General features: G+C 42.6%; 14 protein-coding genes and 1 riboswitch. Of the genes, 7 read left to right on the plus strand and 7 right to left on the minus strand.

Annotated features, from left to right (window positions below; all coding sequences use genetic code 11):
* The first annotated feature begins 136 nt into the window (after positions 1 to 136).
* Positions 137 to 1,384 (plus strand): MFS transporter, encoded by a 1,248-nt coding sequence (locus tag H539_RS29775; protein WP_051348809.1) that lies wholly within the window; start codon positions 137 to 139, stop codon positions 1,382 to 1,384.
* A 315-nt stretch (positions 1,385 to 1,699) separates the two neighbouring features.
* Here H539_RS29775 and H539_RS0125395 read toward each other — a convergent pair whose 3' ends face one another.
* The 3 genes from H539_RS0125395 to nagA form a co-directional block, all read right to left on the minus strand.
* Entirely contained in the window at positions 1,700 to 2,422 is a 723-nt protein-coding gene (locus H539_RS0125395) for a GntR family transcriptional regulator (RefSeq protein ID WP_026695853.1), read from the minus strand.
* An 80-nt stretch (positions 2,423 to 2,502) separates the two neighbouring features.
* Positions 2,503 to 3,240 (minus strand): glucosamine-6-phosphate deaminase, encoded by a 738-nt coding sequence (gene nagB / locus H539_RS0125400; RefSeq protein WP_026695854.1) that lies wholly within the window; start codon positions 3,238 to 3,240, stop codon positions 2,503 to 2,505.
* Entirely contained in the window at positions 3,237 to 4,439 is a 1,203-nt protein-coding gene (gene nagA / locus H539_RS0125405; protein WP_026695855.1) for an N-acetylglucosamine-6-phosphate deacetylase, read from the minus strand. The genes nagB and nagA overlap by 4 nt, the downstream gene beginning before the upstream one ends.
* A gap of 225 nt (positions 4,440 to 4,664) precedes the next feature.
* On the opposite strand from nagA, the gene nagE reads away from it, so the two are divergent.
* The 3 genes from nagE to H539_RS0125415 all read left to right on the plus strand — a co-directional run bounded on the left by nagE (position 4,665) and on the right by H539_RS0125415 (position 8,173).
* Complete coding sequence (gene nagE / locus H539_RS0125410) at positions 4,665 to 6,548, plus strand: N-acetylglucosamine-specific PTS transporter subunit IIBC (protein WP_026695856.1); 1,884 nt, start codon at positions 4,665 to 4,667, stop codon at positions 6,546 to 6,548.
* A 122-nt stretch (positions 6,549 to 6,670) separates the two neighbouring features.
* Positions 6,671 to 6,775 carry a BBE domain-containing protein gene (locus H539_RS33220; protein WP_081416051.1) on the plus strand — a complete coding sequence of 35 codons (105 nt, stop codon included), beginning with the start codon at positions 6,671 to 6,673 and terminating at the stop codon, positions 6,773 to 6,775.
* A 282-nt stretch (positions 6,776 to 7,057) separates the two neighbouring features.
* Positions 7,058 to 8,173: a hypothetical protein gene (locus H539_RS0125415; RefSeq protein WP_026695857.1), complete on the plus strand. Its 1,116-nt coding sequence runs from the start codon at positions 7,058 to 7,060 to the stop codon at positions 8,171 to 8,173.
* Positions 8,174 to 8,583: 410 nt separating this feature from the next.
* Here the strand turns inward: H539_RS0125415 and H539_RS0125425 are convergent, their stop codons facing one another.
* Positions 8,584 to 9,765 (minus strand): MFS transporter, encoded by a 1,182-nt coding sequence (locus tag H539_RS0125425; RefSeq protein ID WP_026695858.1) that lies wholly within the window; start codon positions 9,763 to 9,765, stop codon positions 8,584 to 8,586.
* Between the two features lie 102 nt (positions 9,766 to 9,867).
* Between H539_RS0125425 and yeiL the strand changes: the two genes are divergently transcribed.
* Positions 9,868 to 10,539 carry a transcriptional regulator YeiL gene (gene yeiL / locus H539_RS0125430; RefSeq protein WP_026695859.1) on the plus strand — a complete coding sequence of 224 codons (672 nt, stop codon included), beginning with the start codon at positions 9,868 to 9,870 and terminating at the stop codon, positions 10,537 to 10,539.
* A gap of 211 nt (positions 10,540 to 10,750) precedes the next feature.
* Here the strand turns inward: yeiL and H539_RS0125435 are convergent, their stop codons facing one another.
* A complete protein-coding gene (locus H539_RS0125435) occupies positions 10,751 to 10,999 on the minus strand; it encodes an MFS transporter (protein ID WP_026695860.1) in 249 nt (82 codons plus the stop codon).
* Positions 11,000 to 11,137: 138 nt separating this feature from the next.
* Between H539_RS0125435 and H539_RS0125440 the strand changes: the two genes are divergently transcribed.
* The gene (locus H539_RS0125440; RefSeq protein WP_026695861.1) at positions 11,138 to 11,806 is read left to right on the plus strand and encodes a YdeI/OmpD-associated family protein; all 669 of its coding nucleotides are present in this window, start codon (positions 11,138 to 11,140) and stop codon (positions 11,804 to 11,806) included.
* Positions 11,807 to 11,892: 86 nt separating this feature from the next.
* On the opposite strand, the gene H539_RS29780 is transcribed toward H539_RS0125440, so the two are convergent.
* Together H539_RS29780 and H539_RS0125450 are read right to left on the minus strand one after the other, a co-directional pair.
* Positions 11,893 to 12,795 carry an alpha/beta hydrolase gene (locus H539_RS29780; RefSeq protein WP_051348810.1) on the minus strand — a complete coding sequence of 301 codons (903 nt, stop codon included), beginning with the start codon at positions 12,793 to 12,795 and terminating at the stop codon, positions 11,893 to 11,895.
* Positions 12,796 to 12,818: 23 nt separating this feature from the next.
* Complete coding sequence (locus tag H539_RS0125450; RefSeq protein WP_026695862.1) at positions 12,819 to 13,862, minus strand: P-loop NTPase family protein; 1,044 nt, start codon at positions 13,860 to 13,862, stop codon at positions 12,819 to 12,821.
* A gap of 173 nt (positions 13,863 to 14,035) precedes the next feature.
* A riboswitch (cyclic di-GMP riboswitch) is annotated at positions 14,036 to 14,126 on the plus strand.
* Positions 14,127 to 14,169: 43 nt separating this feature from the next.
* Between H539_RS0125450 and H539_RS0125455 the strand changes: the two genes are divergently transcribed.
* The gene (locus H539_RS0125455) at positions 14,170 to 15,042 is read left to right on the plus strand and encodes a hypothetical protein (protein ID WP_026695863.1); all 873 of its coding nucleotides are present in this window, start codon (positions 14,170 to 14,172) and stop codon (positions 15,040 to 15,042) included.
* Positions 15,043 to 15,180 lie beyond the last annotated feature (138 nt).

A 15,180-nucleotide genomic window follows, 5' to 3' on the forward strand; every position in this document is an offset into this window, starting at 1 on the left:
AATGAGATCTGTAGAATATCATCTGCGGATCTCGTAAGCAGGAAATACTGTGTTACATTTTCTTACATGTACCTTTCATAAGAAAGAATATTAATATAATGTACTTAATATTCAGACAAGTGGAGGGGGAAACCGAATGAAAAAAACACATCCTGCATTTATTATTTTCTTATTTTTTCTAGGCTGGGTATTTATGTATGCTGACCGGAATATTCTTTCTCCTGTTATGGATCGTATTGGGGCAGAGTGGAACTTAAATAAAGCACAGTTAGGATTAATGTCTACTGTATTCTTTGCAGCCTATGCGTTTATGCAAATCCCAACCGGGTTTTTAGCAGATAGGTTTGGACGGGTCAAGGTGCTGGTGATCGGATATTCAGTATTTGGAATTGCTACGTTCCTGACCGGGATGACCGCCACATTTATGATATTTTTGGCTGCACGTGTTGTAACGGGGCTTGGTGAAGGGACTTATTATGGATCACAATATGGAATTTCCTCTACGATTACCCCAAATAAATATCGCGGACTTGTCGCTGCCATTATTAATAGCGGCATGGCATTTGGGATTTCACTTGGATTTATTTCATCCAGTTATTTTACCTATACATTAAATAAAGGCTGGCAGTATCCGTTTTATTTATTTGCCGTACCTACCATCATCATTGCGGTTTTAATAGCAATATTCGTCCGGGATCATAGTCATAAAGATAAAAAGCAGCGGGATAAGAATGAAAAAGTAGAAATGAAGAAATTATTTACCAAAAATCATATTTTGGTTTATATCCTTATCTTTTGTTCTCTTTATGGATTCTTCGGCATGCTGACATGGCTGCCCTATTACTTACAGACTGCTAGAGGAATAGAGGCTTCTAAAACAGGGATTGTATCCTCATTAGTCCCTTGGGCCTCCATACCAGGTGCGATTTTATTTGGCTATTTGTCAGATAGGATCAAAAGCAAAAAGCCCATCATTATTGGATTGGCGATTGCCGGAGCTATTTGTCAGTTTGCCATTCCATATACAGAAAACTATTCCTTTTTAATTGCAGGACTTATTCTTTATGGGTTATTAGGGAAATTGGCACTGGATCCAGTTTTGATTTCTTATATGGCTGATATCACACCATCTTCTATGTATTCAAGGGTATACGGTTTCTTTAACTTCAGCGGAATGCTTTCTTCTATTTTTGCACCATATATAACGGGGTACTTTGCAGATAAAACAGGCAGTCTTGAATTCGGTTTTTATCTATCGGGAGGATTATTAATAATCGGCGCCTTATTATTCCTGTTTACGGATTACAAAGGAAAAGCCATTTCACACGTACATTTGAATTATGCAAGTAAAGAGAAGGAATTAGGGCTTGAAAGTAATTTTTAAATGTTTCCGTGTTATTCGTATAAAGAAATGGCAGCCACCCTTGGAGGATGGCTGCTATTTTTGTGTCAGGCATGTGCGGGTAATTAGGGCTGAATTTCAGTATGAGAAGTAACATCCGCTTAATCTGTTCCATACACACTTGCAATACAAGTGGATCTACCTATTAATCCATACGCAGCATGGGGAATATGCTTATTTTTTGGATGGATAGTGAGAAGGTTCAAGAATCTCCTGAGAAACAAGGGGGGAGAGAGGTACTAAAATCATATATCAGAATCACTAAAGGGGAAATAAGGTGTTATTCCCCAATAGTTTTTACCGTTTCATTTCAATCATAAATTTATAGCGGTCGGCCCGATAGGAGGATTTGACATATTCAACAGGCGTTTCGTCCTTCAGAAAGGTTTGCTGCTGGATCAGCATAATGGGAGCCCCTTTTTTTATTTTAAGGAATTTGGCTTCCACCTGATTGGCAACAGAAGATTCGATGATTTGTGAACCATGATCAATTTGAAGGTCAAGTACTTCCTCGATATAGGAATAAACAGATTCCTTCACAATAGGTTCAGTCAGCCCTTTGATTAGGTTCGCAGATATATAGCTTGTCTCCAGGGCCATCGGTACATCATCTGCAAGTCTTATACGCTTAATTTCATAGACAGGTGCATATTCTTGAATGGCAAGCTGAGAAGCTACCTGACTCGATGCAGGAATAATTTCAAAAGAAATCAATTGACTGCCCGGCTTCAGTCCTCTTGCCACCATATCTTCAGTAAAGCTTCTTAGCCGGTAAAGCGGCTGTTCAATTTTCCGGTCGGCCACGAAGGTTCCTTTTCCTTGAATCCGGTGTAAATAGCCCTCGTTGACGAGCTGGGTGAAAGCCTGTCTCACCGTCATCCGGCTTATTTGGAACTTTTCGGCATATTCCCTCTCTGTAGGGACCGCGTCGCCCGGCCCTAATTCACCTTTTTCTATTAAATCCTTTAGAAGCTCCTGAAGCTGATAATATATCGGGATGGGGGAATCCTTTTTAATCATATTCCTCTATACTGCATCCTTTCTTTATAAACGTGTAAACCGTTTCATTTATATGTAAAAGGACACAGAGAGGAAGAACCTCAGCTGTGCACTTTTAAATCACCAATAGCGGCCTTATCTGCAATAATTGTAACATATGGATGATTTTTAAGCACTGATGCCGGGAAACTTTCATCTACATCTCCAGTGAAAAGCTTCTTTAATGCTTCTCTTTTTTGTTCTCCGGAAATGAGCAATAAAATTTCCCTGCTTTTCATGATGGAGCCAATTCCCATTGTGACAGCTTCAGTTGGAACCTCTTCCAGACTGTTGAAATATCTGGCATTGGCTTCTCTTGTTGAGTGGGTTAACTGAACCACATGTGTCTTAGATTCAAAGGATGTACCGGGTTCATTAAATCCGATATGACCGTTTTCGCCAATTCCAAGAATCTGCAGGTCGATTCCATTGCGTTTTTGAATCAGATTCTCGTACTGTGCACATCCATCCTGAATATTGTCCATATCTCCACGGGGAACAAAGGTATTCTCTTTCTGGATATCAATATGATCAAAAAGATGATGATCCATATAATAGCGGTAACTATTGGGATCTGTTCCGGAAAGACCGACATATTCATCTAAATTGAATGAGGTTACCCCGCGGTAAGTAGTTCCGTTTTCACGGTGGTCAGCAACTAAGTTAGAATAAATTCCCGTAGGAGTTCCGCCTGTTGCAAGTCCAAGTTTTATATTTGGAGAAGTGCTCACTTTCTTCATGATATAATCTGCAGCAATTTTACTCATATCTTGATAATCGTTTGCTTCAATGATTTTCATTTGTTTTCTCCTCCATTTACATAGGCAATCTGCCCGCGGCATAAAGTCATATAAATATCATTGTTTTCGTCTAGAATCACAATATCCGCATCTTTTCCTTTAGAAATACTTCCTTTTCGGTCAAACACATTCAGTTGTTTGGCGGGATTTACAGCTGCCATTTCTACGGCATCTTCGATTTGGCAGCCTGTGAAAGCTGCTATGTTTTTCACTCCCTGGCCCAATTTTAAAATACTTCCTGCCAGTGTCCCGTCACTGAGAACTGCTTTTCCGCCCTCTACGGTTACATCCTGTCCGCCGAGATCGTAATGTCCATTCTTCAGGCATTTTGCCCGCATGGAGTCGGTAATTAAGATGATTCCCTCTTTACCTTTTTGTTTATAGGCAAGCTTTATCATTTCTGGATTGACATGAACTCCGTCTGCGATGATTTCCGCTTTCAGTTCATCCCTTAAAAGGGCAGCCCCTGCGACTCCCGGTTCACGGTGATGCAGGCCCCTCATCTGGTTATACAGATGGGTGACCTGGCTTGCTCCGGCTTCAATAGCCTCTGCCATTTCAGAGTAGGTCGCATCTGTATGGCCAATGGAAGCAATCATCCCATTTGCTTTTAGGTAGCGGACCATTTCCAGTCCCCCTGGCTGTTCAACTGCCAGTGTGACCAGCTTGATGGTTTGCTTAGAGAGCTGTTCCCACCTTTGAAGCAGCTCCAGATCCGGATCCAGAATATGCTGCATAGGCTGGGCACCAGCTCTTTTTTTATTTACAAATGGTCCTTCCAAATGAATCCCCAGTATTTCCGCTTTTCCAGCTGGTTGATCATTTTGAATATATTCGCCGGCATTTCGTAAGGCCATCTCAATTTGTTTTTGTTCCTGGGTAATGGTTGTGGCTAAAAAGCTCGTAGTGCCTTCACGTGGCAGCGCTTCCGCCATAGTGTGCAAAGCTTCCTTTGTAGCGTCCATGGTATCCGCACCGTTGGCTCCGTGGATATGCACATCGATGAACCCTGGAACAGCCTTATAGTTTAAAGGAATCTCCAATAATTGAAGGTCTTCTTCCTCCTGTAAAAGGCTTTCACTTGAGCCCACTTCCAAAATCGTTTGATTCTGGATTTTTATATATCCATCTTCAATCCACGTGCCGTCTGAATAGATTTGAATGCCCTTGAGCAATATAGCATTAGATTTTGATGTCATGTTTTATTACTTCCTTTCTAAATCCTCGTCATTTTATCATTAGATAAATATAGTTGTCTATACCAATTTTCTCTTGGAAAATTGAAAATATAATTAATTTTTAGTTATTTAAAAGAAAAAACCCCCATATTTACGTTGAAATTGGTATGGACATCTATGGGAATGGGATGGTACTATATAATCTATTGATCGGAAAACGGTTACAAGAAAGAGGGAAAATTTAGAATGTTAGGATTTTTACAACGCATCGGAAAAGCATTGATGCTTCCTATCGCTGTTTTGCCGGCAGCAGGCCTGCTGCTTCGTTTTGGCCAGCCGGATTTATTGAATATCCCATTCATCGCAAACTCCGGTAATGCTATTTTTGCCAACTTAGCCTTAATATTTGCGATCGGTGTCGCGATGGGATTTGCAAAGGATAATAATGGTGCTGCAGCTTTATCAGGTGCCATCGGTTACTTAGTATTGACACAGGGTACAGCAGCCATTGATAAAAATATCAATATGGGGGTTCTGGGCGGAATTCTTACCGGGATCATTGCTGGAATATTATATAATCGTTTCCATGATATAAAATTGCCTGAATGGCTGGGTTTCTTTAGCGGAAGAAGATTTGTGCCCATTGTGACTTCTGTTACTATGGTCATCATTGCGGGGATCGCAGGTTTTGCATGGCCTCCAATCCAGGATGCGATTAATGGCGTGGGTAATTGGATTATTGGATTAGGCGCATTCGGTGCAGGAATCTTTGGACTTTTAAACCGTTTGTTAATTCCACTGGGTCTTCACCATGTTTTAAATAGTTTATTCTGGTTCCAATTTGGAACTTATCATGGCAAAGCCGGTGATATTGCCCGCTTCTTTGCAGGAGATCCAACTGCCGGAACTTATATGACAGGCTTCTTCCCTATCATGATGTTTGGTCTGCCAGGGGCAGCACTTGCGATCATTGCAGCGGCAAAAAAAGAAAAGAGAAAATCCATTGCAGGAATGTTTATCGGTGTAGCACTTACTTCATTCATCACCGGTATTACGGAACCTCTTGAATTTTCGTTTATGTTTATCGCTCCAGCTTTATATGGAATTCATGCAGTGTTGACGGGGCTTTCCTTTGTGATCGTAACCATGCTGGGAATTAAAGATGGATTTACCTTCTCTGCAGGTGCGATCGACTATGTTTTAAACTTTAATATCGCTCATAAACCTTTGCTCTTACTACTCGTAGGAGTCATTTATGGAGTTATCTATTTCGTTATCTTCTATTCAGTGATTAAAGCATTCAATATTAAAACACCTGGACGTGAGGATCAGGAAGAAGAGGCAGCAGTGGAGGAAACAGCTGATACTGCAGGCTCCAATAAATATGAGACCATGGCCTATCATTTCATCCATGATATGGGCGGTAAAGAAAATCTGACGAATATCGATAACTGTGCCACACGTCTCCGCCTGAATGTAAAAGATATGGACAAAGTGAATGATTCCGCTTTGAAATCACATGGTGCTAAAGGCGTCATGAAAATGAACAAAACCAATCTTCAAGTTATTGTAGGAACAGAAGTTGAGTTTGTGGCAGATGCGATGAAAAGGCTGGAAACACGGCCCGACGTCATTCCTTCTATCCAGGAAGAAGCTTCACCGCTCCCGGCTATGACGGGATTAAATGAACAGGATTTTGTGATGCCGATTGAGGGTGAAATCATTCCGATCACAGAAGTGGAAGACCAAGTATTTTCACAAAAAATGATGGGAGACGGCTTCGCCATCATCCCTTCCAAGGGATCTGTAGTTTCTCCTGTTGACGGGGAAATTCTGAATGTTTTCCCGACAAAGCATGCTATCGGAATTAAATCCAAACAAGGATATGAAATCTTGATTCATATTGGTTTAGATACGGTCAACCTTAAAGGCGAAGGATTCACGGTCTTGGTGAAAGACGGCGAAACGGTCACGAAAGGGCAGGAATTAATCCAATTTGATCTCGAAAAGATTAAAAAATCTGTCCCTTCTACTGCTACACCAGTCATCTTTACAAACTTAACAAAGTTGGACGTGAAGAAACAAGGCTGCGTACAGCAAGGTGAAAAGGGTATTCTTACAATCGAGTAAGTTTTAGTTTTTAGCAATGGCTCCGGTAGATCCGGGGCCATTTTTTTGCAATAGGAACGAAGCCATAACACTCTAAGAATGCATGGGAACAGAGTCAGGGCTGCCCTAGAATTTTCTAACCTATAAGAAGATTACTCGAATACTTTGGAAGCGATGCAAAGAGATTGAATGGAGTGAAGGGGAAATATGATCCATATAATGTGTACAGGTTTCCACAGGGGCTGTGATTGGGCATTAGGTAAATTCCTATGCCTTTTTTTGTTTACTGGATTTTTCCGGTGTATTTATTGGCACAACAAGTAATAAGAAGTACTCGAATTTTAATTTATCATAAAAGGTTTATGCATTTTTCATTGTGGTAAGTGTAATAAGTATCTTTTTGGCTTCTAAGTTTGATATTCTTCCCTCAGAACCGATTATTTTCTATTACAATATACATATATACTAAAACATTCATTGAACGAAGTGACCACTTCAACACTGAAATACTAAAGATTAGGTGGGATAATGTGAAAAACATAATCAGGGCAGGAGCTTTTGCAGCGGCCATCCCGTTCGTATTGTTAACTGGCTGTTCGGAAACCGCAACCTCCCAGAAGGATGTACCAGAGCTAAATGAAAGGTCAGCCTTTAGTCTGGAGCACTACGATACGGAGGAATTGCAAAAGAATTCGAGGTTTGCACGTAAGGCAGACTATCAGGCTATCAAACCTTCTGAAAAAGCACAGCCGTTAGAAACGAATTATACAGCGGAACAGCTGGCAGAAATGCCGAAGACGGAGGCGCATGGAGAAGAGGTGAAAAGAAGTGTCCCTTTAGGGCAGACCTTGGAAAAAGGTGCAGCCGATCAGACAGCGGGGCCGCTTCAAAAATATCGAATCGTTTCCTATTATGGAAATCCTCATTCGAAGCAAATGGGGATTTTAGGAGAATACAGTCCTCAAGTGTTGATGGATAAATTAAAGGCGCAAACCAAATCTTATTCGGAAATAGACCCTAAACGGCCGTCTATCCCTGCTATTGAATTGATTACAACCATTGCACAGCGCAATCCAGGAGAAAAGGGTCTTTATATGCACCCGACACCGTCTGCCGATATCGAACAGTATGCAAAACTGGCAAAAGAAAATAATGCCCTATTGATCCTGGATGTCCAACTGGGCCGCGACACCGTTATGAATCAAGTAAAATCCATAGAAAAGTATTTGAAACTACCTTATGTGTATCTAGCGATTGATACCGAGTTTCATGTCACAGAAGGGCAGGTTCCCGGGGTGAATCTGGGGCATGTGGATGGCAGAGATGTACAAGAAGCGGTCGAATACGTTTCAAATCTTGTAGAAGAGAATAACCTTCCAGACAAAGTCGTAGTGGTCCATCAATTTGCAGACAAAATTATCAGCAATAAAAATGCCATTCAGCCGACAAAAAATGTGGAGGTCGTATTAAATAACGATGGATTTGGAATTGCGGCTTTAAAAAGATCCGGCTATCATCAGCTGGTGCAGACACAGCCCATTCAGTACGGCGGGTTCAAGCTGTTCTTCAAGAACGATAAACCTTTAATGACGCCTAAGGATGTATTAGAACTAGACCCGGCACCTGCTTTTATTAATTATCAATAGGAAATGAAGAGATTTAAAAAAGATTCATTCTATTGGTACCAAAAGGTTATTGAAACGCACGGTGAAGAATTATAAGGATCTGATTATTATCAGATTCCAGCAAGGCAGGTAAAAAACGCTGAACTATACGATGTATAGTTCGGCGTTTTATTTTATTTAAAGTCGACAACACTAAAATAATTAAAACATGATATAAGGAATCTCCTATGATAAGGTAAGTAAAAAGAAAATAGGTGGATATACGTGCTTAAAGAAGTCTGTGTGGAGGAATTACCGATCAAAACCTGGATTCCATCGCAGCAGTGCTGCCTATCAGCGAAGCTCATGGAACAAGAATTGTTGGATAAGAGAATTCAAAAACCCGCACTGTTTCTCTGCAAAAGAGATACATGCGGGTTTTTTGGATGCGGCTAGCCGGCAAGGTGTTGAGCAGCCGCTTGTCTGTTGACCTCGAGTTTCCTGTAAATAAGAGCCACAATCAAAGATGGAACAGTACAAACCAGCATTCCGAGGAACGCATATCTCGGCTCGATTTCATATAGAAATCCTCCAAAAATGGTGAACACGGCCGTGCTCCAGCTTAGGGCAAGGGCAGAATAAATTCCCTGCACATTTGGGATATCCTTTGGCGGGATGTTCTGGATCATATATTTCATGAAGGCATAGTGACCCATGGCAAAGGATAGGGCGTGGAGAAGCTGAGAAACCGAGAATACGGCTACATTCGGAAAGGCAAAAACAAGGATCCAGCGGATGGTTGAACCAAATGCTGCCATTGCCAGAAGGGAGCCTGCCGAAAATCTGCGGAATGCTTTATCGGCGGTCAGAAAGAATAAGATCTCTGCAACTACGCCGATGTTCATGATCGCTCCTATTAAGTACTTGGGTGCCTGGATTTCCTGCAGATAAATATAGCCATAATTGTAATAGGAAGCGTGCGCTGCCTGCAGGAGAATCACGATGACCAGTACGAGTCCAAAGTGCTTGATTTTAAATGGCTTCAGGAGCGCACGCCTGTCTCTAATGCCTGCTTTAGGCCTTACAGACAGAATAGCGGGAGCACGCATCATGCCAAGGCAGACCAGCATGAAGACACCGAGCAGCAGTCCCCAGAGAATGACTTTATCCCCGAATTTACCGGTAAAAAGAGTCAGGATCAGGCCGCTGACGATGAAGCCGAAGGATCCCCAAGAACGGCTTTTTCCATAATTCTTCAATTGCTTGTTTTGGACGAGTATGCCGGCGGCAGTATCAAGTGCAGGCATCAAGGTCGGATAGAAGAAATGCAGGAACAAGACAGCAATCAGCAAGGCTGTATATGAATGGACAGGGATGCATAGCAGCAGAATGATAAATGTACCGATGGCCATGCCATTCAGCAAAATTTTGCTGCTTAACTTCCCTGATAGATACGGAAAGGCAAATAAAGTAGACAATCCCCGAATCACAAGCCCTAAACTCATGACGAGGCTTGCCTGGGCGACCGTCATCCCCTTTGTATGGATCATCCACCCGGTCCAATAGGGCAGGAAAATTCCCCATGTGATAAAGAAACTGAAAAATTGACTGCTCATCCAGCGTTGTGAGTTCATTATGTATTCCTCCAATGATTGCATCATATCAAGGCCCAGCGTAAAATAATAGGAGATATCTCATATTTTGAACCCGATTATGAAGAAAAAGGAAGCAAGCCCGTGAAAGTAATTCAAAAGAAGGAAAGGCAGCACTATCTGGAGGAACACTCTATCTCTCATTTGTTTTCGTTTTCCATTGAAGAATATCTGGAGGTCCATGAGTACCAGCGTGATGAATGGATCATCCAGGAGGGAATGCGTCCCGACTATCTATATTATGTGATAGAAGGAAAGGCAAAGATTTACCTTACTTATCAGAATGGAAAGGTATCCCTGATCAATTTCATTAATGCCCATGATTATATCGGAGAGATGGAGCTGCTTCACGAGGTCTACTATACTAAGGGAATCCAGGCATCTACAAGGACAGTCTGTTTTGCCATTCCCCTCCGCCCGCTCAGGGAGCAGCTGCTCGAGGATGCAAAATTCTTGCGTGAGCTCACCAAATTCTTGAGCATGAAGGCTACCATCATGGCTGCGAAATATTCTCAAAGCCTTTCCTTTCCACTGGAAAACCGCCTGGCAGACTTTATCCTGCAGACGGCTGATGGCAATCTCTATAAAGAAAAGCATGTTACAGTCTGTGACTTTCTCGGCGTCTCCTACCGCCATTTATTACATGTGCTGGCTCAATTCTGTGAAAAAGGATATCTGCAGAAGGACGAAAAAAGGTACCGGATAGAAAAGCGAGAACAGCTGGAAGAGCTGGCTGGCGTGTTGAAGAATGGATAAAATCATAGAATTAAAAAAACGGCTATGCAAGATAAAAGCTCTTATTTTTGAACCAATAGACGGAATCTCTCCTTCTTTACTCTTAATTAAAAATTAAAGCAGAATTCTTCCGTCTGCACATCTGTGGTCTGAAGTCATTCCAGCCAAAACAAAAGCAGGTGGAGAAAACCTTCGCTCCACCTGCTTTGGCCGCCACTTTTTTACTGGGCTCTTAAATGGCCTGCCTCAAATCCATCTCGATTTCCTCCAGGCTGCGGCCTTTTGTCTCTTTAACGTATTTGGAGACAAAGATAAGGGATAGGAGTCCCATGATTCCATAAAGTACAAAGAGCATATTGCCGAATTGATCAAGCAGAGAGGGAAAGGTTAGTGAGACCAGCAGGTTTGCTGCCCAGTTGGCAACACCGCTGATACTATTCCGATTCCTCTGACGCTTAGAGGGAAGATTTCTCCCAAGCATCACCCATACAACAGGGCCCCATGTGGCAGCAAAGAAAACGATATAACGGCGAGACAGACAAGAGTCATATAGCCTGCAGGATGAGGCTTAAAACATGATATTATGGTGAATAGAACTAGTAATTCAGAGGTGAATAGAGTGGCAAAAACAATAGTGGAAAAACTTAACCTGCAAAAGTTTAAAAAGATGGCAGTTTTAGATGTACCGGAGGATGCAGATTATTTTTCAGATCTCGAAACTTATGACACGGAGCTGACACCGGGTGATACCTATGATGTAATCTTTGCTTTTGTACTGGATATGGAAGCTCTTAGAGAGTTGGTCGACAAGATCATCGGGGAAAAGCTTTTACATACAGGAGGATACATTTATTTGGCCTATCCCAAAAAGGGGAATAAGATCTATCCATCCTTTATTCATCGGGACGAACTGTTTGATGGGCTGGGAGCAGATGAGGAAGGATATATCGGCAAAAGCAGCCTCAAATTTTCGCGTATGGCAGGATTAGATGAAATCTTCACAGTGGTGGGTTTAAAGGATACTCCCGTTAAAAACAAAAGTGCCAGCAAAACAAGTCAGTCAGTGGGAGATTATGTGGAGTTGATCCCAGATGTAGAAAACAATCTGCAGGATACCCCGGAGCTGCTGGTCTTTTACCAATCGCTGACACCGGGATACAAAAAGGATTGGGCACGCTATGTCTATAGTGCGAAGCAGGAGGCGACAAGAGCCAGACGGATGGATGAAATGAAAATGATTCTTGGGGCCGGTTATAAGACGAGGGATTTGTATCGCAGGGATAGGTAGGGAAGGGCTTTATGAAAGGGATACAAAAGGGCTGAAAAATAGGGTGCCAGCCAAATTTTTCAGCCAGAATGCTTAAGGAGTGGTTATCATCTTCCAGCATCAGCAAAATGGCGAATGAATTTCTCGGTCATTCGTTTACTTTCCTGCGTTTCTTCTATCTCTTTCTCAGAAATCCCCTCAACTAAATGTCTTTTAAAAAAGGTACCGACGGTCTCAAGTACTTGATTCATTGACATATTACCGCCCAGATAGTCGTGGTCCCCGCCCTTTATACGAAGGAAGGTCACATCCTCGAGGGCACTATATAAAATTTCAGCCTGGGAGGAGGGTACCATTGGATCGGCATCGCCATGGATAATCAAAAAAGGCGGAATATGAGTCATTTGATCCTTTGTTATATATGTGACAAGATTTGCTTGTTTGGCTAGATCTGGCCGGTCTTGAACATATTGAGAACCTGTAAATTTCGCCTCTGGGGAATGAGGGAGGTCGTGCCAGCCTCCCATTGTCAGAAGATCAATAGGGGCAGCAGAGACAGCAACGGCCTGGACACTGGTGGAATGGTCAGGGTTGCCGGAATGACCTTCTAAATCTGGAATATCTGCATAGGTACCGATTAAAGCGGCGAGGTGGCCGCCGGAGGAATGCCCCCAAACGCCGATTCGATCTCGTTCCATCTTGTAGTTGGCTGCATTGGCTTTAATCCACCGAATGGCAGCTTTACAATCATGAATATGGGCCGGAAAAGGAGCAGTGCCGCTAAGGCGGTGGTTAATATTTACTAGAATAAATCCATATTTTAAAAGAGATGCATTCCATTCTCTTCCGCCGGCCCCTGCTTTATCTCCCCCCATCCAGCCTCCTCCATGGATAAAAACAAGAACGGGCAGCGGTTTATCCGGCTCCATGGCAGGGCGGATGATGTCCAAAAACAACGGGGTTTCTCCACCAAGGCCAAATTGAATATTCTCTATTAAGACCTGATTCAATGAATCAACTCCTTTAACGATATTTAGAGTTTTCCTATAAAAACCATAGAATCAATCGTTTTTGAATCGGCTGCACCATCCAATATTTTTCTTATATCCCGTAAGGTGTCCTTCAGATCGACGGACTCACCTTTCTTTCCAGTGAAATCTTCTGCCACATAAAAGGGCTGTGTAAGATAGGCCTCTAACCGTTCTCCCCGGTTATACGTTTCTAATTCAGAGGCAGGGATTCCTTTCAATCCTTTCACGTTCACAATGGAACGAAGCTCTCTGTATCGGCGTAATAGTTTTTGTGCTCTCTGCTGAATAACTAAGTGGTTTTGATCGAGATGTGCACCTTCCAATACGGAGGATGTAGAGAAGACAGGATTTATGGCAGGAAATCGGTGACGTGCCGCTAAATCCGCATCAAAATACAAGGCTGTTTCGAGTGGTCCATACGGAAGTTCCTCATCCACAGCGGCTCCTTTTAAATCAAGAAGAAAGGTCGTAACAGACTGGATAGTTATCCCCTCGACTCGTTCCTGCAGTTCAAAGATGTCGCCTGTAAGAACATGAGAACGATCCGCCGTGAAGATCACATCGCTTTTAGATCCCAGTGCTGCTGTCTGCTCATAGGCCTCTTCCATCGAATACACAACAACATCCGCATAAGAGGTAATCTCATGGATTTCAGGATGATCTCCCTCTGGCTTTAATAGAATGATGGAATATCCCTCTTTTTTAAGCCGATAAAACAACTCCCCAAGCACCACAAGCTGCCCCAATCCAGGGCGTGCGATAAATCCAATGGTTCCGCCTTTTGCAATGGGTGAAAACAAATCTAATGTCTTAATTTTTGTTTCAATCATCTCCACTGAATCCCCTTTTAGAATCAATTCATCTAAACTGCATTGAGCCAATGAAGCAAGGGCCACTAAAGTCCGAACCTCGGAACGTCCGATCGGGATTTTCCCTGTGCATAAATTAGACACCGTTGCAGGACGCAGCCCTATGGACTTTGCTGCACTTGTAAGGTTTGGCACCCTTCTGCGCAGAAGAGATACATTTAATCTCAAGTTTTCCAATATTTACACCTCCAGCTTATATCGTAATTTTTGTTACCTTAAAAAGCAATCATAAATTACTTTATAGAGTAATTATTTTTTCGTTATATTATGGGTGAAATTACCAATTTATAAATTGCAAAAATAGATAGGCTACTTAGTTAATTTGATGTAAACTCAGGTGAAAATAAATTTACTGAAAAAGGCAAACTTCCTGAAAGGGATGGACGCAAAGCCGTGAGCCTAAGCGCAAGGATTCTAGCGTATGGTTGTCTGGCTGCCAGGTTCCATTCTGTGAGCCTTGGCTGATAGAATGGAGGATCATAGGATGAAGAAATTAATAATGGCAGCGGTTTTGTGTTTTTTAGGATGTACAGGTGATTTTGGAGGAAGCGTGAAAGCTTCTATGACTGAAACCCATGCGACATGGCTCTGGAATCCATGGGTGCTTGTGGATGACGAAGCAGGAACCCTTGAGTTCCTTGAAAAAAAGAACGTAAACAAAGTGTATCTGCAAATTGACCGGGAGATTCCTGATGCTGTTTATCAAAGCTTTATTGAAAAAGCCTCGGCAAATGGCATTAACATATACGCGCTGGATGGAGGGCCTGGCTGGGTGGCGCCGAGCGGCTACACGAGCTTGGACCAATTGATGAATTGGGTAAAGATGTACCAAAACTCATCCTCTCCCGCCCAAAGGATTGCTGGTGTCCATTTAGACGTCGAGCCGTATTTATATAGCGGCTGGTCTACCAATCAGGCTGCAACGATAAAAAACTACCAATCTTTATTCAGCAAAGCAAGTAGCAGCACATCTGCTTTAGGTCTTCCTCTGGAAGCGGATATACCCTTCTGGTTTGATGAAATTACCTATAAAAATACGTATGGAAAAGGAAACCTAGCTGAATGGATCATTGCTCATACAGATAGCGTCACCATTATGGCCTACCGTGACACAGCACCGAGCATCATCCAGCTTGCGGAAAACGAAGTGGCCCTTGCAGAAAAATACAAAAAACCCCTGGTTATAGGAGTGGAGACAGACCAGACAAGCGAAGGCAGCACGCTCACCTTCTATGAAGAAGGAGAAGCGTACATGAACCAGGAGCTGGCGAAAGTCTCCAGCCATTTTTTCGGTGCCCCTGGATTTGGCGGGATTGCTGTCCATCATGTTGGAAGCTGGGTTATGATGAAGCCTTGAGGTTATGAAGAGGGTCCATTCTTTGATGAATGGGCCTTTTTTGATGCGGGGGATTGTTGATGGAAAGAGTAGTCCGAAACTGGTTCAGGTTCGGACAGGTTGGAACGTTGGAAGGGGAAAGTAGTCCGAAGGCGATGC

The organism is Peribacillus kribbensis DSM 17871, assembly GCF_000430765.1.
Classification (GTDB): domain Bacteria; phylum Bacillota; class Bacilli; order Bacillales; family DSM-1321; genus Paraperibacillus; species Paraperibacillus kribbensis.